The organism is Algoriphagus sp. 4150 (genome assembly GCF_031457395.1).
Classification (GTDB): domain Bacteria; phylum Bacteroidota; class Bacteroidia; order Cytophagales; family Cyclobacteriaceae; genus Algoriphagus.
The window spans coordinates 159,719-186,373 of sequence record NZ_JAVDWS010000010.1 but is presented as its reverse complement, the minus strand read 5'-3'; the positions used below and the strand labels follow the sequence as shown (position 1 = coordinate 186,373).

The 26,655-nt window shown below is 43.0% G+C and carries 17 protein-coding genes; 9 read left to right on the top strand and 8 right to left on the bottom strand.

Going from position 1 to position 26,655, the window contains the following annotated elements; translation table 11 throughout:
- Positions 1-4: 4 nt before the first annotated feature.
- Together J2X69_RS14295 and J2X69_RS14290 are read left to right on the top strand one after the other, a co-directional pair.
- On the top strand, positions 5-1,402 hold the full coding sequence (locus J2X69_RS14295; RefSeq protein ID WP_310104496.1) for a sodium:solute symporter family protein: 1,398 nt from the start codon (positions 5-7) through the stop codon (positions 1,400-1,402).
- Entirely contained in the window at positions 1,389-2,570 is a 1,182-nt protein-coding gene (locus J2X69_RS14290) for a class I SAM-dependent rRNA methyltransferase (RefSeq protein ID WP_310104493.1), read from the top strand. Before J2X69_RS14295 ends, J2X69_RS14290 begins: the two co-directional genes overlap by 14 nt.
- A gap of 369 nt (positions 2,571-2,939) precedes the next feature.
- Here J2X69_RS14290 and J2X69_RS14285 read toward each other — a convergent pair whose 3' ends face one another.
- The 4 genes from J2X69_RS14285 to J2X69_RS14270 form a co-directional block, all read right to left on the bottom strand.
- Entirely contained in the window at positions 2,940-5,687 is a 2,748-nt protein-coding gene (locus J2X69_RS14285) for a M14 family metallopeptidase (protein ID WP_310104491.1), read from the bottom strand.
- Between the two features lie 155 nt (positions 5,688-5,842).
- A complete protein-coding gene (locus tag J2X69_RS14280; RefSeq protein WP_310104489.1) occupies positions 5,843-6,466 on the bottom strand; it encodes a hypothetical protein in 624 nt (207 codons plus the stop codon).
- A 28-nt stretch (positions 6,467-6,494) separates the two neighbouring features.
- Entirely contained in the window at positions 6,495-8,081 is a 1,587-nt protein-coding gene (locus J2X69_RS14275) for a SusD/RagB family nutrient-binding outer membrane lipoprotein (protein WP_310104487.1), read from the bottom strand.
- 20 nt (positions 8,082-8,101) lie between these two features.
- Entirely contained in the window at positions 8,102-11,350 is a 3,249-nt protein-coding gene (locus J2X69_RS14270) for a SusC/RagA family TonB-linked outer membrane protein (protein ID WP_310104485.1), read from the bottom strand.
- Positions 11,351-11,964: 614 nt separating this feature from the next.
- Between J2X69_RS14270 and J2X69_RS14265 the strand changes: the two genes are divergently transcribed.
- A complete protein-coding gene (locus J2X69_RS14265; RefSeq protein WP_310104482.1) occupies positions 11,965-12,399 on the top strand; it encodes a hypothetical protein in 435 nt (144 codons plus the stop codon).
- A gap of 156 nt (positions 12,400-12,555) precedes the next feature.
- Here J2X69_RS14265 and J2X69_RS14260 read toward each other — a convergent pair whose 3' ends face one another.
- Positions 12,556-14,139, bottom strand: a complete 1,584-nt coding sequence (locus tag J2X69_RS14260) for an FAD-dependent protein (protein WP_310104480.1) — start codon at positions 14,137-14,139, stop codon at positions 12,556-12,558.
- 107 nt (positions 14,140-14,246) lie between these two features.
- Positions 14,247-14,948 carry a sugar transferase gene (locus tag J2X69_RS14255; RefSeq protein ID WP_310104477.1) on the bottom strand — a complete coding sequence of 234 codons (702 nt, stop codon included), beginning with the start codon at positions 14,946-14,948 and terminating at the stop codon, positions 14,247-14,249.
- A 366-nt stretch (positions 14,949-15,314) separates the two neighbouring features.
- Between J2X69_RS14255 and J2X69_RS14250 the strand changes: the two genes are divergently transcribed.
- The 3 genes from J2X69_RS14250 (at position 15,315) to J2X69_RS14240 (ending at position 19,361) form a co-directional block, all read left to right on the top strand.
- Positions 15,315-16,454, top strand: coding sequence for a DegT/DnrJ/EryC1/StrS family aminotransferase (locus J2X69_RS14250; protein ID WP_310104475.1), 1,140 nt, complete (start codon positions 15,315-15,317; stop codon positions 16,452-16,454).
- Positions 16,455-16,481: 27 nt separating this feature from the next.
- On the top strand, positions 16,482-17,069 hold the full coding sequence (locus tag J2X69_RS14245) for a sugar transferase (protein WP_310104472.1): 588 nt from the start codon (positions 16,482-16,484) through the stop codon (positions 17,067-17,069).
- Between the two features lie 381 nt (positions 17,070-17,450).
- Entirely contained in the window at positions 17,451-19,361 is a 1,911-nt protein-coding gene (locus J2X69_RS14240) for a nucleoside-diphosphate sugar epimerase/dehydratase (RefSeq protein ID WP_310104470.1), read from the top strand.
- A 20-nt stretch (positions 19,362-19,381) separates the two neighbouring features.
- Here J2X69_RS14240 and J2X69_RS14235 read toward each other — a convergent pair whose 3' ends face one another.
- Entirely contained in the window at positions 19,382-20,491 is a 1,110-nt protein-coding gene (locus J2X69_RS14235) for an ATP-binding protein (RefSeq protein WP_310104467.1), read from the bottom strand.
- A gap of 385 nt (positions 20,492-20,876) precedes the next feature.
- Here J2X69_RS14235 and J2X69_RS14230 point away from each other — a divergent pair, with 385 nt between their 5' ends.
- The 3 genes from J2X69_RS14230 (at position 20,877) to J2X69_RS14220 (ending at position 24,687) form a co-directional block, all read left to right on the top strand.
- Positions 20,877-22,094, top strand: a complete 1,218-nt coding sequence (locus J2X69_RS14230; RefSeq protein WP_310104464.1) for a hypothetical protein — start codon at positions 20,877-20,879, stop codon at positions 22,092-22,094.
- A 173-nt stretch (positions 22,095-22,267) separates the two neighbouring features.
- Positions 22,268-23,239, top strand: a complete 972-nt coding sequence (locus tag J2X69_RS14225; RefSeq protein ID WP_310104462.1) for a polysaccharide deacetylase family protein — start codon at positions 22,268-22,270, stop codon at positions 23,237-23,239.
- Positions 23,240-23,448: 209 nt separating this feature from the next.
- On the top strand, positions 23,449-24,687 hold the full coding sequence (locus J2X69_RS14220) for a glycosyltransferase (protein WP_310104459.1): 1,239 nt from the start codon (positions 23,449-23,451) through the stop codon (positions 24,685-24,687).
- Between the two features lie 372 nt (positions 24,688-25,059).
- Here J2X69_RS14220 and J2X69_RS14215 read toward each other — a convergent pair whose 3' ends face one another.
- Positions 25,060-26,649, bottom strand: a complete 1,590-nt coding sequence (locus J2X69_RS14215) for a RagB/SusD family nutrient uptake outer membrane protein (protein WP_310104457.1) — start codon at positions 26,647-26,649, stop codon at positions 25,060-25,062.
- Positions 26,650-26,655 lie beyond the last annotated feature (6 nt).

Here is a 26,655-nt window from a genome sequence, read left to right as displayed (position 1 = left end):
TTCATTGCTACTCACCGCAATAATCATTTATCTGGCTATTACGATTACCGTGGGAGCTTGGGCTTCCAAATTTGTAAAGGGATCGAAAGACTTTGTTTTGGCAGGTCGTTCGCTCCCTTTATTCCTTTCGGCGTCAGCATTATTTGCGACCTGGTTTGGATCCGAAACGATCTTTGGAGCATCTTCCGTTTATCTGCAAGAAGGTCTTCAGGGAGTAATAGAGGATCCGTTTGGAGGAGCACTTTGTCTGATACTTTTCGGTATGTTCTACCTTCGACCCATGTACAGAATGGGTGTGCTTACCATCGGGGATGTGTTCAAAAGAATCTATGGTGATAAAGTAGAATTTCTTTCCACTGTATTTATGGTTCCGGTATTCTTCGGTTACGTAGCTGCTCAGCTTGTAGCACTAAGCCTGATTCTTGGTACTGTGACTGGCTTGAGTATGACAGAAGGAATTCTGATCTCTGCCGGGATCGTAGTGATCTATACTTTTCTGGGAGGAATGTGGGCAATTTCCATTACAGATTTTATCCAGACCATCATGATTGTGCTCGGTCTGATCGTGGTCTCCCTAATGGTAATAAGGGAAGCAGGTGGAATAACTGCCATACTGGATTCGGCTCCACCCGAAAGTTTTCAGTTTTTTCCTGATCCCGGATGGAACTCCTGGATCAATTACTTTGGCGCTTGGGTTATTCTGGGACTCGGAAGCATCCCCAGCCAGGATATTTACCAACGGGTCATGGCTTCCAAATCTGAGAAAGTGGCGGTTCAATCCACTTATTTGGCAGGAGGATTTTACCTCACTTTCGGACTTTTACCCCTATTTATTGCACTGGGGGCAAAGGTGTTGTATCCGGAACTTTACTTGGAAAATAAACAAATGCTGCTGCCATCCATGGTACTCGCGCATGGGGGATTGCCAGTGCAAATCATTTTCTTCGGAGCCTTAATTTCTGCCATTATGAGTACTGCCAGCTCCGGTGTCTTGGCTCCGGCTGCTTTAATCTCAGAAAATCTCGTTAAACCGCTTTTCAAACAAAAATTGGCTGACACCCATCTCTTATGGATTTTACGGATGAATGTACTTGCAGTGGCCTTGGTGTCCGTGCTGATGGCATTGCAGGACGCCAATATTTATGAGTTGGTGGCAGGTGCATCCATACTTTTGCTCGTTTCTCTTTTTGTTCCGCTCACCACGGGATTATATTGGAAAAAGTCCTCTAAGACAGGAGCTGTACTGGCCATGGTCGTAGGGATGCTCACCTATTTGACCGTTGACGGGTTTGAGCCCGAAATTTCTTCTCACCTTTACGGATTGCTTGCCAGTGCCATCGCTATGATGGCAGGAAGCCTGCTTTTCCCCAACAAACCTCAATTTAAGCATGAACTATCCTAAAATCATACTCAAACACGGCAAAGAGATCTCTCTGAAAAGAAGGCATCACTGGGTATTTTCCGGAGCTATTTTTCAGAAAGACGCTGATCTTGTAAATGGTCAATTAGTTGCCGTTTTCTCTTCTAAAGAGGAGTTTTTGGGGATAGGCCATTTTGCCGAAGGCTCTATTATGGTTCGGATTATTTCCTTCGGGGAGCGGGAAATCGATCAGGAATTTTGGAATGAAAGCATCGCTTCGGCACTTTCGTTGAGAAAAAGTCTGGGACTTGCTGATGATGAAGGGACTAATGTGTACCGTCTGGTTCACGGAGAGGGAGATCTGCTGCCCGGTCTGATTGTGGATTACTACAATGGCACTGCTGTTATTCAGGCTCACCAAATAGGGATGCATGCCCATCTGAAGGAAATTGCCCATGCGATCAAAGCAGCTTATGGAGATCAGCTCTCAGGTGTATACGATAAAAGCGCGGAGACTTTACCCAAGAACCTGGGAATCACTTCCAATGAATGGGTGCTCGGCGAGCCAAAAACCGATTTGGTACAAGAATATGGTGCCACCTACAAAATAGATTGGGAGAAGGGTCAGAAAACTGGCTTTTTCATCGATCAACGGGAAAACAGAAAGCTGCTTGCCTCCTATTCAAAAGGCAAAAAAGTATTGAATACCTTCTGCTATTCAGGCGGATTTTCGGTGTTGGCGCTGATGGAAGGAGCTGCGGAGGTGCATTCGGTGGATATTTCTCCGAAAGCCATAGAACTGACAGAAGAAAATATTCAACTCAATCCGGAAATCCGAGGAAAACATGAATCGAAGGTTGCAGATGTGGTCAAGTACATCCGCGAAATCGGTGATGATTACGATGTGATCGTACTGGATCCACCGGCTTTTGCCAAAAATCTAAAAGCAAGGCATAATGCCGTCCAGGCTTACAAAAGACTCAATGGGGAAGCCCTGAAAAAAATCAAATCAGGAGGCATTCTTTTTACCTTCTCCTGCAGTCAGGTGGTAGACAAAGCACTCTTTCGCAACACCGTAACTGCGGCAGCACTGGAATGTGGCAGAAAAGTGAAAATCCTGCATCAGGTCACCCAACCTGCTGATCATCCCATTAATATTTTCCACCCGGAGACCGAATACCTCAAAGGTTTGGTGCTATATGTGGAGTAAAACTTACCCTCAACTATAAATCCCAAGCCGGAAAACGGCAAGAATCAAAAAAGAGGCTGTCCCATAATCATGTTTTCTTGTCAGGCTGAGCGAAGTCGAAGCCTTTTATGTGCTAATTAAGGCCCATTTCGGATTCGCTACCAATGACAGATTTAATCTGAGTGAGCAGGTATTGGTATTGTGTCAGTTCGAGCGAAGTCGAGAACCCTTCGACTTCGCTCAGGATGACCTTAATTTGTCCCTAATTACCTTGCTGTCACTACTCTTTTGTAAATTCTAAATTTTCCTTACTCACCCTGACAAGAAAATCTACTTAGGAAACACTCTCTTTTTTAGAGTAAGCATAGGGATACACTTATTATTTCACGGTCAATTCATCCCATAAAGGTTATTAAACAACCACTTGAATGTACCATGGGACTGTGCTCTAAAGGTGATCTCAGGAGTAAAAACCATCAGTTGCCCTTTGCCGACAGGTGCGGTAAAAGCAATGACTCCATCTTCCAAATAGGATTGTCCCCAGGCCCATCCGCTCTTCAGAGGAGTGGCTGAATCAAACCAGGCGACAACTTTAAGCTGCTGTATCTCTGCCTCCGGTTTCATTTTGAAAACCATGCTATTGTTGAACATCACATCCACATGCTCACGCATACCCCAGTTTGATGGATTCGCAGGATCAGTTTTTGATCTTAGCACACTTCCCGGCACATAGTGTTTTTCCCCCGAAAGTTTCTCTTCTTTTCCTTCTTTGTTTATCTCAGTAAGTCCATCTTTCACCGGCAAATCCAAATGATAAGCGAGTGAAGCGCTGTTTCCAACCGTCAATACCTTTCCACCATTCTCAATAAATAATTTCAGTTGTGGAATAGATTTTTCGGGCGTGATTGTTCCCAGACGATACCGGAATTCCTCCGGTATATCAGCTGCATCAGGCTGATTTCCATAATAATTAGTTGTTGGGACACTCTCTTTATAAGCAGGAATCCCTCCACTGATAAACAGAATCATGTCGTACTTTTTATTGAGGTTTCCGGCATCTATCTCCTTGGCGAAAATAAGCTCAAAATCATACCCGTTTTGCTCCAGCATCCATCTTACCCAGCCTGAAGGCATAGATCCACCATACGAATCGTATAAGGCAATCCGCTGTTTTTTCAGCTCAATCAATTCGGCAGGTTTGCCTTTGGCAGCTACTATAGGCACTCTGATCTCTTTGCTCAGCTCTTTCAATTTCGCCGCATCTTTGGCCGGAATATAGTAAGAACCTGCCGGAAGGCCTTCTACTGCCGTATGTGATCTGAATACCTGTGCTTTATCTTTCAGAAGTGCATTGACGAGCGGAAACGCTTCATTGAGTGAGGAACTTACCAAATATCCCGATTTGGAATCCGGAATAGCAACCGGCGGCAATTCTTCCAGTACTCCATAAGTCAACGTCTCAAAGGGTCCGTCCAAAGGATCAAGAATCCGATCCACTTCCACTCCCATTTGATAGGCCAATGTCCAACCTGCCGCATCATAAGGTCTGATCGGAGGCCCACCCGGATATTCAAAATCATTTGGATAATCCTGCGGGTCAAACATATCAATTACGTGCGCTCTAAATGCCTGGTCTGTTTTTACTACGTAGGAATTTTTCGGATACGTTTTACCCATTACCTGAAAATCAGCATCCGCTTTTTCTATCTTAATACCCGTTTTGATCAGCGCATTGATGTATTTCACCGCAGTGCCAAAATCTGCCTGATCTGCCGAAACAATATATGCCCGGGGATCACGCTTTGAAGGTTGCTGATAGATACTGTCATAATACTTAGTAGGAATTCCACCACGGGAAAAACCCCTATCACCGGACTCGGAAGGTTTTTTCCCAGCCATATCTGCCTTATACGCAGCATTGATTTCTTCTATCTTTTTGGGGAAAGGTGTCCAGTTATCCATCTTCCCTTTATTGATTGCACTTCTGCCCATGGAATAAATGTTGTACAGCACATGGTCTTTGTTCCTTGCGGCATAGTCTAAAAGCGCGTAATTGAGCGAGACGGAGTAATCGATTGATTGCCTAAAGTGCCATTTTTGGGGAGTAACCGGATAAGGCGTATCGCTATTGGGTAAAAGCCTGGAAGGCACCAATGGAACTTCCTCCGGAGAAGGGCCTCCAATAATCTCAGTCAAAATACCGATCATATTGTGATAATGGGTGGTGGTTCTCAGCCCTCCATTGTACCATACTGAGAAAGTAGAACCTGTCATCCGCGTAAAACCCGGCTTATCCTCCGTGATCAGCCTGTTGTACATGGCTGCACCTACGGCATCTATTCCGGTGACCATCAAGGGTTCAAATAAATAGTTGAATGGATCTCTGTAGGGAGGTCCTGCCAGCACCGATCCTGCAGGACCACGCTGGTGGTGGTTATACATGATCTGAGGAATCCACTCTACAAAAAGCTGGTAGCCCATATTCTGTGATTCAACCATATTCTGGATATAAAAATCACGGTTATTGTCATGTCCTATATACTTCTGATACAGTACCGGCAAACCACTCGTAGTCCTCTTGGTGGTATCTGAATTCCTCATGTACCAATCTGAAACCAATTCCTGTCCATCCGGATTGGCATGTACAAATAGAATTACCACGTTATCCAGGATATTCATGGTTTCTTCATCTGTCCGTGAGCTAATCTGATAAATGGTCTCTATCAATTGGTGTGTCCCCACGACTTCCGTGGAATGAAGAGCGCCGTCAATCCAGACCACTGCTTTGCCTTCCTTGGACATCGCCCTGGCCTGCTCCTCTGACAGTCCTTCTGCTCTGGCCATGGTAGTGGAAATCTCCTTATACCTTTCCAGCTTTGTATGGTTTTCCGGCGAGGTCACGATCAGCATATATTGCTCTCTGCCTTCGGCGGTTTTGCCAATGGACTCCAGCTTGATCCGGTCAGACTCACCTGCTATTTTCTTAAAATAAGCTTCTGTCTGTGTGAAATTAAACAACTCATAATCGGTTCCTACATCGTAACCAAAATGTTCTTTTGGGGAGGTAACGGACTGAGCCATCACCCCAATGACTACCCCTAATTGTATCAGGATAATCGGTATTAATCTTTTAAACATATTTTTTCCTTAAGATTTTATAAGAGCTTGTCTCATAACTCGTAATTGTCACATTGAGCGAAGTCGAAATGGGCTTAATTAGCGCATAAAAGGCTTCGACTCCGCTCAGCCTGACAAGAAAATCTACTTATGAGACAGCCTCCCGTTTTTTATAATTACATGCTTTTAAACCTCACACCTACTCTGCAGTCACAGAGCTCTCCTCTGGACTCGTCACAGGAGTTATCATTGTATTGGACGATTCTGGTTCCGTCTGCCATCGTCACTATAAACTTGAAGAGGAAGTAATCATTTACCTGAACAGTAGACAGATCCGTGCCTGTAATTTCTGCCAGCTCAGTAGCCGTAAAACTGTATGACTTCGGAAACTCGGTAACCCGCTCATAAAGCATATCCGTAGATCTTATGGAACTTGGCAAAGGAAACTGCCGCTCATTGGGCTCTACTTCTGCAAGCGATAGCACAATAGGATACACAGGTACGTTTCCTTCTCTACGGTTGAAGCTGACATATACCTCTATCTCTGATACAGGAGCCCTTCCTTCAGCATCGTAATAGGAAAGCTCCCATTCGAACTGCTGGCTCGTAGCGTATTCCGGATCAGCCAAATTGAAAAAGGAGACTTTGGCTGTCTGAAAGGTGGGCAAGGCAGAAACCTCGGTATTCAACGTGACCCTGGGGGTCGCTGCATAGATAAAATTCTCGTAATCGTAATCCACGGTCTTGCAGCTTCCCATCGCCAGGATCATTGCTGCTATTAGATATTTGTATGGTTTCATTAGGTATAATTCAGAAGTTTGGGATAAGTTATTTTCTCCAGAATACAGGCACGATCTGCTGATCACGCTGCAGTTGTTCCCGGATATCGATGACTGAGATATTGGATGTCAATTCGGTCTCGGAATAATAAAATCTTTCCGGAAACACATCCAATGGGGAAATCAATTCTTGCAATTCAGGATAGCCGGTACGCCGGAAATCATTGTATGCTTCCACTCCATTTCCATAGAGTGATATCCATTTTTGCATCATGACAAGCCTAAGTTTTCCTTCCCCGTCTAGACTTTGAAACTGGGCGCTCAGCCTTTCTGTAAAACCGCCCGTTGTCTGACTTGATATTGGAAAAGCAGGCGATACGGAATTGATCACATTGAACTGGGCGATTACAGCTTCTTTCATCAGTTCTTCTGCATCTTCACCGGTTCCCAAAGTAAGGGCGGCCTCGGCACGGCTGAATAGCATCATTGAATTGGTGATCAACGGCAGAATTCCCGCACCGGTACCATCACCCTCGGCAAAAAGTGCAATTTTGAATGAATTTGAAGTTGTTCCCGTGGTAGCTCCTTCATTGGTGAGAAAGATGTTCTCTGCTCCCAAACTTGGCATCATACCATTATCATACAGCCCTGCTGCCGGATATATCCCCACTATTGCACGTGTATTTTGATCCGCTGGGGAAGAAGCTCCGTCTCCCGGATATCTGCCATAATACCCTTCCCCTGTCTGGGAATTGGCGAGACCGGCTCTTTCATTCAGTCTGAAGATGTAATACCTCAGTCTAGGATCATCCTGCTGCTGAAGCCTGTCCACCAGCACCATACTCACATAACCATCTCTACCCGGTGCATACCCCGTAGCATACCAAGGATGGCGTGCATTCGGCGCAGTGTTGGTGCCAAAATGAAACGTAAAGTCACTTTCATTATCCTGAATATAATTCCCTGCCTGGAGAATATCCATGATACCCTGCTTGGCTCTTGCCTCATCATGTTTTCTGATCGTGAGGTACATTTTCAATTTGAGTGAATTGGCCATTTTCTCCCAATTCTCTCTGGATCCCTGATAGAACAAATCTGCGGAAGCGGACACATTGAACCCTCTCTCCATATCTTCCAATGCTTCATCTATCAGTGCAAGAAGATTTTCATAGATTGCCTCCCCATTGTCAAAGGTGGGATTTGGGGCAACCGCCGCATCAAAATAAGGGACATTGCCCCACACATCCACCATCACACTAAACAGATATGCCTTTTGAAGCTTGGCCACTGCCACATATCCCCATTCACCTTGCTCAGTACCCGTGGAAATAATGGTTTCCAAATCAGGAATTGCCTCGGTATAATATCCCAGCCAAGCATTCTGAAAGGTGGTGCCTGTTTGGTCATACCTGTTGAGACTACCCGAAGCCCGATGTTGTACCACATTGGATGCTCCTCTGTTTATGTTGTCAAAATTTCCTGCAATTGAAAGCTGGGAAGCCGGCAAAAGCAAGTTGAGCTGGGGAACTGTGGGGTTGCTTGGATCCTCATTGATATCTATGAAATCATCACAGCTGACTAATGTCAGTGCTAATATGGGAACCAATAAACCTTTTATATAGCTGTATTTCTTCATTTTGTTGTAGTTGACTTTTATTAGAAACTAAGACTGAGGTTCACCCCATATCTTTTGGTGGAAGGAACGCCCAAAACATCTCTGCCTAAGTTATTGGCTCCGGAAGTGCTTACCTCAGGATCGTAATTCATCGCATCCGGCGTATTGGGAGCTTTGTACCAAAGATTTCTTCCGCTTACGGAAATTGACGCTCTTCCAAACGGCGTCTTGGAAAGTAGTGCGGCAGGCAAAGAATATCCCAGGGAAATCTCCCTCAGTCTGAACACCGTCCCGTCAAACACTGTGGCTTCACCTATGTAGCCGGCAGAGGCACCACTCGGACCAAATCCGCTTGCGAAATAGTAATCATTGTAATTCAAGGCGGTATTGTTAGGGATTTTGTTGCCATTTTCATCCAACAGCGGCGTTCTGGTGTTCACATCTCCCAAAACTCCCTGTCCGATTCGGAACGAATCCCTGTCCTCGGTATCTTTCAAAACACCTCTGGCGTAAGTTTCGCCTATAGTGGTGGACAGAATATCTCCTCCCTGCTTCCAGTCAAAAAGCACATCCAGTGTCAGCCCTTTAAAAGTGAAGGTATTGGTAAGGCCGACCATAAAATCAGGATTTGGATCTCCTATTGGGCCATTTGTCGCTGCTGTAATCGGCTTTGCAGTAGCAGGATTTACCAAAATATTTCCCTCGTCATCACGGGCATATCGGGTTCCGAAAATCAACCCATAAGGCATCCCTGCAATATGCACATTGCCTTCGTAGACCAACTGGGAGTTCTCCCCGATATCTTCTACCGTATTTTTGTTTTTGGTGAAATTACCCGAAATAGACCAGTTCAATCCGGTGTCTGACATCAGCGGATTTGCAGTGAGCCCTATTTCGATTCCTTTATTTGAAGTCTCCCCCAAGTTGATTATCCGTGTGAGGAAACCTGAAGAAGGTGGTGAATCCACAACAAATATCTGAGAAGTACTTCGCTTGTCGTAATAGGTAATGTCAAGTGAAAATAGATTTTGAAGGAAGCTAAGGTCAGTTCCTATTTCAAACTCCGTGATAAATTCCGGCTTCAGCGAGGAATTCGTCAGACTGTTTGACAAGGTCTGAGTACTTACGTTGGTATTGCTTCCGTTAGAAAAGGGAGAACCTATTCCTCCAAAAGTCTCATTTGCATTAAACACATTGACCGTCTGGTATGGGGCAGCTTCATTCCCCACCCGTGTGTATCCCACCCGAACGGAACCCCTGTTCAGAAAATTGTTTTTGATTTTAAGCGCTTCCGTGAATGTTAAGGCACCGTTTACACCGCCATATAGATAACTTCTGTTTTCTGCAGGAAGTGTAGAGGAAACATCATTTCTACCTACAAAATTTATGGAGGCAAAGTTTTTATAATCCAATGTCAAATCTGCAAAAAAGGCATAAAACCGCTGTTTGATCAACGCCTGATTTCTGGGGATTTCGGAAAGTGTAATCGTGGTGGTATTCCTGATATCGTTAATTCCGGGTACAATAATTCCATCCCCCGAGAAAGCCGAACGTCTGGTCATACGCTGGTTAATGTTGTTGCCAAAAATCCCTCTTAGTTTCAAATCCTCTGTCAGACTGAAACTCGTAGTGATCAATAGCGTATTGTCCAGCTCCTGTCGATAAATATCATCTGTGTTTATCGTACCATTTGCGTATTCGCTGGAGCCCTTCCCCAATACACTCACACGTGAATCTGAATAACCGTTAAAGCCAAATGTGTTCTGAATAGTCAGCCAAGAAGTGATATCCTTTCCAAAAACGAAACTGCCAAAATATCTATCCACACTGCTTGTAGAAGGACTGTTCTCTACTGACCAGTAGGGATTGTCCAAAGCTCTGTAGTAAATATTTGCACCCGTTTCGGGATGCTTGTATGGCAAGTTGGTCAGATCATAGCTGGTAGGCATGAACAGAAGATTCCCCATCACAGAACCCGTTCCTCCGATGGGTGGACTCTCCTGATCGGTTTTCACATAATTTATTGTTCCTCTGACAAAAAAACCATTGTCCAGATTAGCATTTCCTCCCGCAGAAAAAGACGTCCTTGAGATACTGTTTCCGGGAACTACACCTTTATTGTCCATTCTACTTACTCCTATTGACAATCCAGTCTTTTCAGTTCCGGTGTTGATCGAGACACCATTTTCCAGCAATTGTCCCGTTCTCAAAAAATCCGTTTGATTTTTGCCCGCATAAGATTGATACGGCACTTCTCTTGGAGTCACTCCGTCACTTTCGTAGAAGTCGGGAAATATACTGGATGGATAAGCGCTGGAGGCTAATGGATGGGGAATGGTAGCTCTGGAACTATATGGAGAACCATAAGATCCATAAACACCTGCACGGTAATCCCCATTGGTTCCCTGTCCGTACATATGCTGGTAATCAGGTAGACCGGAAACCTCCTCCAAACTGTAAGAAGAAGTAAGGGTTATTTCTGTGCCCTTTCTACCCTTTTTTGATCCTGATTTTGTGGTGATGATTATCGCGCCGTTAGCCGCACGAGAACCATAAAGTGCTGAAGCTGCCGCTCCTTTCAGTACAGTCATGCTTTCCACATTATTGGGATCTATGTCAAAAGCCCTACTTGAAGTAGACTGTGAAGACTGGGTATTCCTTGTGCCACTGGCATCATAGGTAGAATTATCAAAGGGAATCCCATCTACTACGAATAGGGGCTGGTTATTATTTCCCAAGGAAGAATTACCGCGAATGGTTATATTGGTCGCCCCACCTGCTACTCCGCCGGATCCCTGCACATTGACTCCTGCAATCTTGCCGGATAGAGACCTAATGGGGTCAGGTTCGTTCTTCTGCCCCAATCTGTCCGACCCAAGTGTAGATACTGCATACCCCAAGTTGGCAGTATTCCGCTCTATGCCGGCTGCAGTGACTATTACTTCATTCAGCTCTATATCGCCACTTAGCTTTACGGTCAGCACACTTTCGTTTCCTACTGTAACCTCCTTTGCTTTATATCCTATAAAGGAGACCACCAACGTATTCTGACCCTCCTCCAATTCTACAGAAAACATTCCGTCCAAATCGGTGACGGTTCCTACTAAAGTGCCTTTTACCAAGACATTGGCTCCGGGAATAGAAGCATCATTTTCATCCAGCACCTGTCCTGTGACAATTCTTGTCTGGGCATTGGCCACCGAAAATGTGGCAAAGAGCAGCAAACCTGTTAATAACATTAAAATCCCCAAAGGAGGGGATTTTTTACTTTTTGTAAAATTGTGTTTCATAAGGATTGATTATAAAATAGGGTACAGCATTACATTGCTACCTGCTGAGGCTGATAGCAACTTTTACTTAATTAGGCTATTTGGGAAAGGGGTAATTAATACAATTCGGATCCGTGAATTGACGTGAAAAAGGTAAGAACAAAAAAAACCTTAAATAACCCTCTCATATAAAAAAATACACTTTTCATTTTTCTGATAAAAAAGGAATTTTATACTACTATTAGTTAAAATAAAAGAATTTTATAAAATTAAAAACAACAAATACATTTTTTAAAATTTAATTCTATCAATAAATCAAAATTAAGTTATAAAATCAATACATCACAATTTTACCATTGACTAAAAAATACTACATACTTTTTCCAAAAAACGGTCAAAAACTAAACCTAATTTAGGAAATAGAACAAATTAAGACCGAGATTTCCACTCAAAGAAAGGAAGAGGCTTACCGGTAATTTTTTAGATTTGTGTAGCACACTCTGCCCTACAACTAAGTCTTAGACCACACTAGAATCACGACTTTCCACACGATATAGTCAAACAAATTCTTCTCAATCCGTCCTGCCTGTCGTAGACTATAATTAGTTAACTTTGCGCAAATCAAACATTTCATCATGTATACAGGAATACAACATCTTCATTCGGGAATCGCTTATCTGGCTTTACTGGCTTTGGCAGTCGTAATTATTTACATGCTGATCGGCTCACTTTCCAACCGGGAATTCACAGAGAAAGACCGAAAAATCGGCTTGATTGCATTTATTCTTTCCCACATCCAGTTGTTGGTAGGTTTGATTCTTTATTTTTTGAGCCCCTTGGGATTGGATATGCTTAAAACCGGCTCTGCTATATCAGATCCTGCAGCCAGGCTGATAGCTCTGGAGCATCCCTTGATCAATATTATTGCGATCGTGCTTATCAGTGTCGGCTATATACGTGCGAAAAAACCCGGTGCATCCCGAGCTAGATTCAGAAGTATCTACATGATGTACGCCATCGGACTTGTACTTATTCTAAGTAGAATTCCTTGGTCTGTCTGGTTGGGATAGAGAAATAAGTCAATCCACTCCATAGGGAAAAAACTTCTTCATTCGAAATTCATTATTCGCCATTGAGTATTAAATGAAAAGAGGTAGCATGCGATATGGTACCTCTTTTCGCTTTACTAAGGTAGCCTCTGCTCGTATTATCACGGACTTTTTACTTCAAAACCTTTTCACATAGGCCTCAATCAAGCGCTCAGCACAGCGTTCTCCATCCATGGCGGCAGACACAATCCCACCGGCATAGCCGGCCCCTTCACCGCAGGGGTAAAGACGTTTGATCTGAACATGCTCAAAGGACTCTCTATCACGGGGAATGCGTACCGGCGAAGACGTTCTGCTCTCTAGTCCTATCAATTGTGAATCATTGGTATAATAACCCTTCATTTTTTGGCCAAAAGCCTTGAATGCCATTGCCAAGCGTTCGGAAATAAAATCAGGTAACACCTCCCTCATTTCCGCTGAATTCAAACCGGGTTGGTACGAGGTATCAAGCAATGTTGAACTCACTTTCTTCTCTACAAAATCAACCATACGCTGAGCCGGAGCAGTCTGGGTTTTGCCTCCTGCTTCCCATGCCCTTTTCTCTACATCTGCCTGAAACTGCATTGCTGCCAATGGTCCAAACTTTTGGTATTCGGGCAAATCCTCCAACTCCACTGAGGCCACAATCCCTGAATTGGCAAACTTCCCGTCCCTACGGCTTGGACTCATGCCATTCACCACCAATTCCCCCGGAGCAGTGGCTGCCGGCACTATAAATCCGCCCGGACACATACAGAAACTAAAAACTCCCCGTTGTTTTTTCCTGTATTCCGTCTGGTGAACCAAGGAATAAGCTGAAGCAGGAAGATACGGCCCCCTATCCAATCCGCAATGGTATTGAATGCTGTCTATGAGATTCTGACTGTGTTCTATCCTCACTCCAAGGGCGAAGGGTTTCGCTTCAATGGTAATCTCTTTTCTGTGCAGCAATTGGAAGATATCCCGTGCAGAATGTCCTGTGGCCAGTATTACTCCTATTCCTGTGATTTTGTCTCCGGCTTGTGTCACCACACCTCTCATCTCATTTCCCTCAAGAATAAAATCTTCCACACGGGTTTCAAAAAGAACTTCACCGCCAAATTGGCGGATACTCTCCCTTAGATCCTCCACAAGTTTAGGAAGTTTGTTGGTACCGATATGGGGATGTGCATCCACTAGAATTTCCTCCGTAGCACCATGCGCGACGAGGATTTCCATAATCCTTCTGATATCCCCGCGCTTTTTGGACCGGGTGTATAGCTTTCCGTCTGAATAAGTACCTGCTCCTCCCTCGCCAAAACAATAATTTGAATCGGGATTCACACTATGTTCTTTATTGATGGCTGCCAGATCACGCCTACGGGATTTGACATCTTTTCCACGCTCTATTACAATGGGTTTCACTCCCAGCTCTATCGCACGAAGTGCTGCGAACAGTCCTGCAGGCCCTGCTCCTACAATAATGAGAGGATCTTCCCTACTTACATTTTTATACTCCGGCCGGTGATCCAAAAGTGGCGGAGGAGTTTCCTTGAAAAACAGCTCTGCCTGCACATTCACTTTTACATTTCTGCCTCTTGCATCAATTGAACGTTTTACCTGTCGGGCAACAGCATCATTTGTATCTGCCGGAAGGCCCGCCTTTCTGCGTACTACTTCCTGAAAAACGGCCGGGTCATAAGCCTCCTCCGGGCTCAACTGTAAGTTGAATTCTTTCTTCATCGTGTAAGGTGTTTATCCTTAAAAAGGGGCTGCAAAGATATAACAAAAAGAGGGAAGCAGCTGCTTCCCTCTTTTTGTTATATCTTATACTGTTAATCTGAGCTTAATCAATATGCATTTTCATGACCGGTAATCATCGATTTCGCTGTCTCCCAGATAATGTTTAAATCAAGCATGGGACTCCAAGTCTTAATGTAGTACATATCCAGCTTATATCTGAAATAGATGGAATTCGACGCATTAGTTTCTCCTCTATATCCTCTGGATTGAGCTAGACCGGTGATTCCAGGCTTTACCAAATGTCTATTTTTATATCCTTCTATTTCCTGGGCATGCAAGTTATTCTGGGCTAAAATATGCGGTCTGGGTCCTACCAGAGACATGTTGCCATAAATTACATTTAATACCTGAGGCAATTCATCCAAGCTGGACTTTCGAAGAAATTTCCCTATCCGAGTCACCCGGGGATCATTTTTGGTTGCCATCTTAATATCCGCATCCTTATTCACTACCATGGATCGGAATTTATAGCATCTGAATGTGGAGTTATAAATACCCTCCCTTTCCTGCTTGAAAAATATCGGCCCCGGGGAATCCAACTTGATCAGGATCGCAATGATTGGAAACAGCCACCAACCAATTACCAGCATTAATCCAATCGAACAAAATAAATCAATGAATCTCTTAAGAGTAAGATTTACCCAGTTCAATCTGTTTGAGACTATGGACTCATTTCCCTCTTGGAGTTGATCTGGGGAATTGACATAAAGCTCGAAATTCCCAATCTTGTTTCGTAAATAGTTGGTCATATGTTGGTTGGTTTCCTCATTAAAAAATAGCATTAGACTATTTTGGAACAGATAAAGGTCTCAATTATTAATGATTTCACAAAATATCGGGGTGATTATTTGTGAATACTTAAAATTGTAATTTTCCATGCCCTTATATGTAGAAATTAATTTTGTGGTTTTTTTTAAGAAAATTTTGGAACATTAACCTTGCCGGAAGTTGCAGCTATCCCATAGACATCAGCTTTACTGTTAATCTTTAATCCTTAGTCTATAACTCTTACCCATCAACGATGTACTCCTAATTCTTTAAAACCATTCCATTCGGCATTCTTTGAATTTTGCCGTATAAAGCGTATGTTTAGATAATTACAGCAAAATATTCAGATGGATTTTCAGATTCCTTTGTCATTCCCCGTATTTGGTGGCAACGAAAATTCGTACACCCAAGAGGTGATTAACTCCGGATGTCTCGCCACCAAAGGGAAATTTTTAGATAGATTAGAAATTGCGCTTGCAGAAAAATTGGTTCCTCATCAGGCTATAGGATTAAATTCGGGGACTTCTGCTTTGCATCTGGCTATGCGGCTTCTCGGAATCGGACCCGGAGATGAAGTTGTATGCCAATCCTTTACTTTTTGTGCTTCAGCCAATCCCATACTTTATTTGGGAGCCACTCCTATTTTTGTTGACAGCGAGCAATATAGCTGGAATATTTGCCCGGAATTACTGGAGGATGCCATACTGAGCAGGATGGCAAAGGGCGTAAAGCCCAAAGCGATCGTAGTAGTTCATTTATTTGGAATGCCGGCTAGAATGAAGGAAATATTGGATGTTTCAAAAAAATATGAAATTCCCGTTTTGGAAGATGCTGCAGAAGCCGTCGGCAGTTCATACATGGGGACAGCCTGTGGGACTTTGGGACAAATTGGTGTTTTTTCCTTCAATGGAAATAAGATAATTACCGGCGGAGGTGGAGGTGCGTTGATCTCCCAAGACAGCTCCGTTCTTCGGCGTGCCAAGCATCTGTCCACCCAAGCCAGAGAAGATGTCCACTATTACCTCCATAAGGAGATTGGCCATAATTATCGGATGAACAATATCTCCGCTGCGATTATTCTGGCTCAGTTAGAGCAACTGGATGTGTTTGTAGCCAAAAGAAGAGCTGTAAATCTGAGGTATCGAAATTTACTAAAAGATATTCCCGGAATTGAATTTCAAAGTGATTCGGAAGAAACCGCCTCAAATTTTTGGCTTACGGCTATTTTAATCGATAATGAGAAAACCGGATTTTCCAATGAAGAGTTGATGCTGGGGCTTCGCTCACGGCGTATAGAAAGCAGATTTCTTTGGAAGCCTTTGCATACTCAGCCGGTGTTTAATTCCTGCCGGTACTATGGGCGGGGAGTTGCTACCGGATTATTTGCGAGAGGGCTATGTCTTCCGAGTTCCGTGAATCTTACTTTAGAAGACCAAGAGGTGATTGTGGAGATTATTCAAGAGAAGTTAACGAAAACATTTACTTAAGTGTATAAGAATCTGGCAAAACGAAGCATGGACATAATTTTGGCTTCGCTTATGTTTGCAGTTTTATCTCCTGTTTTTTTGACCCTATGTCTATGCCTTAGCATTCATCATAAGGGATCTCCCTTCTACTATCAAGCACGTCCGGGTAGAGGGAGTGTCGTTTTTCTTATCATAAAGTTCAAGACAATGTCCGATCGAACCGATCCCGAGGGAAGATTGCTGTCAGATTCTGAGCGCATTACCGGATTTGGGAGATGGGTACGCAGAACTTCCCTTGATGAGATTCCCCAATTAATCAATGTGATCAAGGGAGACATGAGTTTGGTGGGCCCTAGGCCTCTTTTGGAGGATTATTTGTCCCTTTATTCAAAACATCAATCCAGAAGGCATGAAGTGCGTCCCGGGGTGACTGGATGGGCTCAGGTGAATGGAAGAAATGCCATTTCATGGGAAAAGAAATTTGAGCTGGACATTTGGTACATTGACAATATGAATTTCTCACTCGACTTGCGCATACTTTTTCAGACACTTTTTAATGTATTACTGGGGAAAGGAATTACTCAGCAAGGCCATGTAAGTATGGGGAAGTTTGAAGGTAGTCTGGATAAAAATTAGTTCGCTGAGACCACACCCAGCTGTCAGGTGCGTAACAATCCCCTTCTCTATCCTACTTCCATTTCTGCCTGAGATTTCACTTCTCTGATTTCAAAATGTTGGAAAGTCTTATTCCTTGGATATAAAATAGCAAAAGGCCAAATTCCACACCGTCATCAAAACAGGAGACAGATTATCCACAACTATATATAAGTCCACCAATTATTTTAATCAGGCCAATTAATAATTAGTTAAATTAAATACATGTATCATCATTTCATATGCTTATATGTGTAAGATGTGATTTGTTTGGTAAAGAAGAAGTATAAATAAACTTTCAGATACTGTTAATTTATTAACTAAAAAATTTTATACCGTCGATAATTTGGATATATTACTGGTATGAGTGTTTTTGCTAAACTTTCAATACGTCCAAGATGGGTGATTACTGTCATTGACGGGCTGATTTTGTTTTTTTCAGCCCTTTTCGCTTTTATGGTTAGATTTAACTTTGAGTGGCAGGAGATTAAGTTTGGCGATTGCGTTTCAGGAAGTGCTGTTTTTATGTTTGTGGGCATCTTGGTCCTTCAGATCACAAAGAGCCAAGAAGGAATAGTTCGACATACCGGTTATAGAGATGGTGTGAATATATTAAAATCTATTTTCATCAACTTTGCAGTTTTTTTTATTTTGATTTTATTCCGTGGGAATGCATTATATGAACATTTGGTTTTGCCCACCTCAGTATTGATTATTGCAAGTGCATTTTCACTCGTATTATTGATTTTTTACAGATTGCTGATTAAGGAGTTGTTCACTTATTTCAAAAAAGTAGATATTGCCAAATCATCTGCCAACGGTGTCATCTTTGGTGCCGGGGATGCCGGAATTATAGCAAGGGAAGCAATCAAACAAGACAGCAAAAGTCGCTTTAACACAATAGCTTTCTTGGATGACGATCCGAACAAAGAAGGCAAGCACATTCTTGGGCACCGTATCTACAGGGGACTGGCGGATCTGGAGAAGCTGGCAAAGCAGTTTGGAGTCACCGAATTAATCATCGCTGTCAGGGACATCTCGGTAACCCGAAAAAATGAAATCATTGATGAATGTTTACGTCTGAAAATTTCTGTTTCCATAGTTCCTGCGGTAGATCAATGGATAAAGGGAGGTTTGACAGCAGGAGCAATTAGAGAAGTTAAAATTGAAGATTTGCTTAGCCGTGAGCAGATTATACTGGATAACCCCAGAATACATCAAGACCTACAGGGGAAAGTGATTATTGTGACGGGAGCTGCAGGTTCTATTGGTTCTGAACTGTGCAGGCAGATTAGTCATTATGAGCCCAAACTTCTGATTTTATTTGATATTGCCGAATCTGCTCTGTATGATGTAGAGCAGGAGTTTAAGGAGAAATACCCGTTCTGTCCAATAAAAGTTGTACTTGGGGACTTAAGGAGTAAAAAGAAGGTAATGGAGGTTTTCAATGCCTTCAAGCCTCAGGTAGTATTTCACGCAGCAGCCTACAAACACGTACCTATGATGGAAAATTATCCTGAAGAAGCCATTCAGTCCAACATCCTCGGCACCAAAATATTGGCGGATATTTCTGTTTTGGCTAAGGTGGACAAATTTGTTTTTGTATCAACAGATAAGGCTGTCAATCCCACAAATGTGATGGGAGCGAGTAAAAGAGCAGCAGAAATGTACGTTCAGGCACTCAATGAATACTTGGACAAAAATCATAAAAACTATTACACTAAATTCATCACCACACGTTTTGGCAATGTACTTGGATCGAGCGGATCGGTGATTCCCCTATTCCAAAAGCAGATAGCCAACGGGGGGCCGATAACGGTGACCCATCCGGAAATTACCCGCTATTTTATGACCATTCCTGAAGCTTGCCAGTTGGTGCTGGAAGCCGGGATCATGGGGGAAGGCGGAGAGATATACGTATTCGATATGGGTGAGCCAATAAAAATCCTTGATCTCGCCCATAAAATGATACAGCTTTCCGGAAAAAAGGTAGATGAAGATATTAATGTGATTTTTACAGGATTGAGAGATGGGGAAAAGCTCTATGAAGAACTGCTGAATGACTTTGAAACTGTTAAAATCACCCATCATCCGAAAATCAAAATCATGCAGGTACTGCCTTCTTGCTATCACAAAATCAATGGTCAAATAGAATTATTTATGGAATTGTCCACCAAAAATTGTGAGAAAGAATTGGTTTCTCACCTGAAAGCAATAGTTCCTGAATTTATTTCCAATTCATCCAGATTTGGAGTACTTGACAGGCTAAATTGATTGGTAAGTCGTGAATACAACTAGAAAAAAATATTAAACGTAGTGCCTTGCCCGGGCTCAGTTTGTACACTTATCATTCCCTTATGGTTTTCTACGATCCTTTTGCAAAGGGCCAACCCTATGCCTGTCCCGCTAAACTCTGAAGAAAACCTCCTAAATGGCTCAAAGGCCAGATCGGCATTTCTCTGATCAAAACCTACCCCATTATCAGCAATGGTAACAAGATGTGCATAACTCAGCTGGGGGAAATCCTGTTCATTCACCAATGTATAAGATATAATGACATGAGGCTCTCCATGATTGAATTTCAGTGCATTACTAATCAGATTGCTGAATAATTGATAAATCTGAACAGGAACACCTTTGATTATAGGCAGGTTTGACACTTCTGTTTTTGCCCGTTTTTCAGCTATCAGTACTTCGTATTCTGACAATACTTCCGCTACAATGGAATTCAAGTCAACATCGGAGAATTCGACGTGGTCATGCGAAATCTTGGAAAAAGCAAGAATATCCTTAATAAGCTGAATCATCTTTTCGGCAGTGCTGTCTATTTTCTCCAAACACCACTCCAGATCCTCCCTATTGTCAATTTCTATTCTGGCAAGATCTACAAATGCCTGGATTTTCCGGATTGGTTCCTGCAAATCATGAGAGGTAACATACGCAAATTCTTCCAGCTGCTTATTTTGCAATGCCATGCTTTTGGCATCACTCTCTTTTTGCTCTTCAGCCAGCTTCCACTCGGTAAGATCGCATGTCACTTTGGTGAAGCCTATTACCTTATCATGCCTATCATGCAGAGCTGTAATTACTATATTCCCCCAAAAAACACTTCCATCCTTACGCACTCGCCAACCTTCCTGACGTGCCCTTCCATTTACTCTGGCTTCTCCAATTAATTGGGATGGTAGGCCTTCCTCGCGGTCTACAGGAAGGTAGAATACGCTGAAGTTTTGGCCCAAGATTTCATTTTCCAAGTAGCCTTTAATCTTCTCAGCACCTTTGTTCCAATTTTGGATATTACCTTCCGTATCCAATAAAATTATAGCATAATCCTGCACCTCATCGATCATCCGCTGAGAACGGTACTCATTCAGGGATGCTTGGGTATTGGAATAATCCTTCATAATTAGCTGGATTCAGTACAACCGACAGTGCATTAAAAAAAAATCAATTTAGTAATAGTATTAAGCAATATCTCTATTCTATGATTTTTTGTGTAATACAAGAGGCTCAAAAACAGATTAAACCACTATATACCAGATAAGTAAGGCATTAAAAAAAAGATAATATGGATACCGAAATGATGGACTTCTCAGAATTATAACCGGTTTTAGTTATGGAAAATCCTCCACGACAATGCATAGGTTCTACTTAAAATATGCCCGGGTTGACCTTACACAACTTGCTGATATTGACAAGTTCAGGTCTTTATTTCCCGTACTCTAGCTTTTCTTCTAATTTTTGCCAATACTGCCTATCTTCAATATCTTTAACAAAACCCCGATCCCCTTGTTAGGAGCAGTTATCCTTATTTTAGTACTTTTTGCCGTGAGCCAGCCAATCCTGGGCCGACTCCAAAAGGAACATAAGTGGATCAAGGCCGGCATGCTCAACCAGCTGTACTGGTACCATATGCTCTTTGGATTGATCTATTGGCTCTATGCCCACTTCAATCGATCCGACTCCGTCAATTACTTCAATAGCTACCATCGCTACAAAGATTGGTCAAGTGCTTTTAAGCCGGGTACATTATTCATCGAATGGGTGAACTATCCCTTTGCCAAGTGGCTGGGCTTCAACTACGATATGATGATGTTTTTCAGTGCTTGGATAGGATTCTGGGGCTTTGTCTATTTCTACTGTTTTTTCAAAGAAAACCTCCGCTTCAATGCCAAGTTTGAAGGATGGGATGCGATCACCATCTTTATGTTTCTTCCCAACATGCACTTCTGGACTGCATCCCTTGGCAAAGGTGCCTACATATTTGCAGGATTGGGAATGCTGACATACGGACTTTCCTGGCCTGGAAAAAGAATACCCTATATCCTCTTAGGTGGATTTATGTGCTATATGATACGTCCTCATATCCTTTTTGCCGTGCTGGTGGGGATGGGTGTAGGTTTTGTTTTGGGAAAGGAAAAAGTACCTGTTTACCAGAAATATCTGGTAGCTATAGGCGCTATACTGGTCAGCATATATGTGTATAAGGATTTATTGACATTTCTGGGTTATGACCCGACCAATGTACTGGCTAGCTTCGAAGAGGAAACCGGTCTTAATGCCCAGCGATTGCAATCAGCAGGTTCAGGGGTAGCGATGAATTCCTATAGCCTTCCTATGAAATTGTTTACTTTTTGGTTCAGACCCTTGTTTATAGATTCTCCCAATTTGCTGGGAATAGCAATCTCCTTTGAGAATGCGCTCTACATTTACATGTTTAGCAAGATCCTCACCATGGACTTTGTCAAGTATATAAAAGAAGCGCCTGCCATGGTGAAAATGTCAGCGGTGGTATTTATCTCCATTTCTATATCCATGACTTTTGTAATGTCCAACCTTGGGATTATCATCCGTCAAAAATCCCAGATCATGTACTATATGCTATTTGTAATCGCCGCATTTTTGGACTGGCAAAAGACGAACAGGATCCGCAAGCGGGCGCAAATTTATAATAGGATCGTGGAAGAAGAAAGAAGAAGGACTGAGGGTTTGGAGGTTACAGATTAGAGTTTGGTCAATAAATTTTAGGGGCAGGAAGTGTCTCATGTGATTTTTTTGGATTAACTTCTAAATTGACGGAAAATGGAAAAATCAGAGGCTTTGGAAGGTTAAAGGAAAGCACCCCTTCTCTAAATCTCTGTCTTCCGTTTTCTACATTGCCTTACCCAACTCCATTATCCATGTCCCACGGCATTTTTACAATCAGCCTTGATTTCGAACTCCTCTGGGGAATTTTTGATAAAGTGGGTACCGGTTATGATCCGGCATATTTCAGGTACACAAGGGAAATTATACCTGATATGCTTGAGGTATTTGCAAGAAATGAAATCAAGGCCACCTGGGCGACTGTAGGAATGCTTTTCGCAGAAAATGAGGAAGAATGGAGGCACTACTCCCCTATTCAAGTTCCCAGCTATAGAGACCCCAAGTTATCCGCCTATGAGTTTGTGAAAAAAGCAGGACTTAATCCGGCGGTACATTTTGCTCCTGAATTGGTCAAAGCAATAATTGACACTCCCGGACAAGAACTTGCATCACATACATTTGCCCATTACTATACGTTAATGCGTGGCCAAAGCCCGGAGCAATTTCGCCGGGACTTACAGGCTGCTCAGCGAATCTCCCGGGAAAAATTCGGGGTTTCATTAAAGTCTCTGGTCTTTCCGAGAAACCATATCAATGAATTGTACCTACCTATCTGTCTGGAGGAAGGATTTACACAGGTGAGAAGCAATCCCGGCAACTGGTACTGGCAAGAGACGCAACACGAAGATCTTAGCAAAAAGTGGTTTAGATCAGCCGACTGTTTTTTCCCGATTGGAAAAAAAACCGCCTATCCCAAGACACAACTAATGCGTTTGGATAATGAACCCCTACTGATTCCTGCATCAAGGATTCTGCGTCCTATTTCCAAAAGCAATAAACTCTTCAATTCAGTAAGACTAAATCGGATAAAGAAGGAAATGTTTGCTGCCGCTAAAACAAATGAGATCTATCATCTCTGGTGGCATCCTCATAATTTCGCAACTGATCCTTTAGCGGCTATGTCGGAATTGAATGAAATCATAACCCACTTCGGGTATTTGAGATCTGAATTAGGGATGGAGAGTACGAATATGGAGGGGATTAGAAGACTGGTGGAAGGTGAATAATTGTCCTTTGGAGGAATTTAAAATGGATACATTGAAGCGACTCCCTTTATAAAAGGGCTAAGGGACTTCCCCCTTAGTACATGAATTTTTATTCAGAGCCGCACGCAGTGCTGTTATAAAAAGGCGGATTCGGATCTGACTTTCCAAAGAAGTTTGTGATACTCACCCCGTGGCAAAATAGATAGAGGATTAAGGATGAATACTATAAAATGAGCGATAAAGAATTCCAAGCTGTTGAGAAAAAAATCAAGGTGCTTCACCTTATAAAAAGTCTTGGACGGGGCGGAGCGGAAAAATTAATACCTGAGACCGCCTTGGTACATAATCAGAACCGATTTGAATTCCATTGCCTATACTTTTACCATCAGGAGAACAATATCACAGACGAGTTGGAAAAAGCCGGAATCATAGTCCACCTTATTCCATCGGGTAATCTGGGTCTTTTTTTTCATGTAAAAAAAGTGCGTGACTTTATCCTATCCAATGAAATTGACATTATTCACGCCCACCTACCCTGGGCAGGGATTATGGCAAGGTCTGTCGGAAATACGCTAAGCATCCCCATAGTCTATACCGAGCACAACACTTGGGAACGATACAATAAATTTTCCTATTGGGGCAATCGACTCAGCTTCAAAAAACAGGACGTAGCCATAGCGGTATCCAATGAAGTAGCTCTTTCTATGCGGTTAAATTCTATTTGGGATCCTTATCAGCGAGGAGGAAGAATGAAGCTGAAAGTGATACAAAATGGGGTCAATACAGATATTTTCAGAAGAGCCGGGATACAAGAGTCAATAGTCGAGACTAAACAAGGTACAATTGAAAAGAAAGTAACAAGAAGCAAGTGTCAGGTGGGCAGCATCGAAATTGATAGAACTCTCAGAATTAACCTTAACATTCCGGACAATGCACCTGTTATCGGAATTGTTGCCGTCTTCAGATCTCAAAAACGATTATGGCTATGGGTGGATGTTGCATTGAAGATATTGGAGCAATATCCCCACACACATTTTATGCTGGTAGGTGGTGGAGAATGGAGAGAGAGAATAGAGGCACAGATTAAAAGATCAGGAAAATCTGCCAATTTTCATTTAGTAGGTGTGCAAAAGAATGTCATTCCATATCTATCCCTGATGGATATTTATCTGAGTACCTCCGAATTCGAAGGCTTGCCTATCGCCATGCTTGAGGCTATGTCATGCGAAGTTCCCGTGGTAGCCACCAGTGCCGGAGGAATCGGTGAAGTGATCCAACAGGGTGTTCAGGGCTACCTTGCAGAGATTGGGTCCTGGGACAAATTAAGTGGGTATTGCTGTGATTTGATCCAAAAACCGGATCTGCATGATAGGATGAGGCTGGCTGCCAGGGAGCGGGTTATTGAGCAGTTTAGCGTGAAAAGAATGGTAAGCGAGTTGGAGCAGGTATACTTGGATGTGATTGCTTAACTACTCTGGCTAGAGACCTGAATGCTGGTGTTTTCCAAACCCTATAACGCCTTTTACCGCTTTTCTACCACTTAAGAAATTAAAGCATCAAAGGATTTGGTGAACTTTATCATTTAGGTCACTTCTGCCTGCCTGTCTGCCTGCCGGCAAAGGCAGGTCTTCTGTCACTCGTGCTGAGCGTAGTCGAAGTATCGGTCTTCCGTCCAATAAATCAAAGAAAATATAGCTACTGGCATCATTTCGGATATAAATATCTCCTTTTAATGATTATTCACAAAGCATTTTACATTCAAAAACAATATCCCATCCCATAAAAAAGCAGCCATGTTAAACTATGACATGGCTGCTTTGTCAAGTCTCAATCAAAAGTTGTCAATAACCCGGATTTTGTGAGAGGTTGGGGTTGTTGTTCAACTCACCCTCAGGAATTGGGAAGATGATCTTGCTTTCAGCCTGGGGATGAGGACGGTGATTGAACCAACTCTTGGTCTGGAACACTCCAAAACGGATTAGATCCTGCCTTCTATGCGCTTCAGCGGCAAACTCCCAGCCGAGTTCGTCCAAGAACCCTCCATAAGGTATAACCCCTGAATCCGGCACTATACTACCATCAGGATTCTGATAACCATATTGATATCTGCTGTTTCCTTCCAGTACTGCAGCAGTTACAGTTGCTTTCTGCGGGTTTGTGCCGGCAAATGCTCTTGCACGTACTTCAGAGACCAAGCTTGCAGCTTCCGCTCCATTTCCCGTTCTGAGTAAGGCTTCTGCTTTCATCATCAAAACATCCGCATACCTGAAGAAGGGGAAGTCATTGTCCAAGCTCCCTGTAGCTCCGGGTTTAATTTGGTATTTGCCTATTCTGTAGCCTTCGTTGGATGCTGTGGCAGCGATGCCCGGTACCGCCTTGGTATAATTGATCACCACCTCTCCGGTATTGGCATGGATTTGTGGTCCCATGATCCAAGTGTCGTAAAGTCTGCCATCTTCTTGGTCATAGCTATCAATAAACTGAGGCACAGCACAATTACCTCCCCACGGCCCTGCCTGCATTCCATAGACAAACCTGCTGAGCGGATCCAAGGTCTTCATATGAACGGTATTTCCCTGACCAAAAATCTCATCGTAAGGGATAGCAAAGATGATTTCCTGATTTTTCTGGTTCTCCCAATGGAATATTTTCGAATATACAGGATCCAAAGAATAAGCTCCACCCGCTATGATTTCATCACAAACTTCTATGACTTTTTGCCATTGAGGGGTCCCGGTATAGACTTCCGCATTTAGGTAAATCTTTGCCAACAACGTTTTTGCAGCCCAATAGTTCATTTGTCCGTAAGTTGCATCGGCATCCTTACTCAAAGATGGTGCGACCTCATTCATCTGCTCTATTATAAAATTGTAAAGACTTACTCTGTCACTTTGCTCAGGCAGGCTCCCATCTCTAAAATCAGTCACAATGGGTACATTGCCATGGTTGTCCAACAAGAGGTAGTAGGCAAAAGCACGGACAGCTTTCAACTCGGCGATTACCTCTTCCCTTCCTTCCACAATTGCTATCTCCTCATCTTCTATCTGGGCAATCACCCGATTTGCTGTAGTGATGCTCCTATAAGAACTCTGCCACAAATTGGTCGGTTGCCACTGCAATGGTGTCCAGGTGTGTTGATGCATCCTAACATACGTACCTCCATCATACCAGCCATTGGGCCGGGCTGGAGTAACAATGACATCAGCTGATTCTTCCTGCACATCAAAATGTCCCTGCCATCCCATCATCAATCCCCTCAAGGATCCATATACCGGGGCAATAATGGACGGAATATCCCGTTCTCCAGGTTGAAAATTTTCTGATAACACCTCCGAAAACACCTCTTCGTCAAGGTTAAGACAAGACTGTAAAGTGAAGCTTACACCTATCATTAAGGCTGAGCCTACTAGTAGTTTATTTATTTTTTGCATGATTAG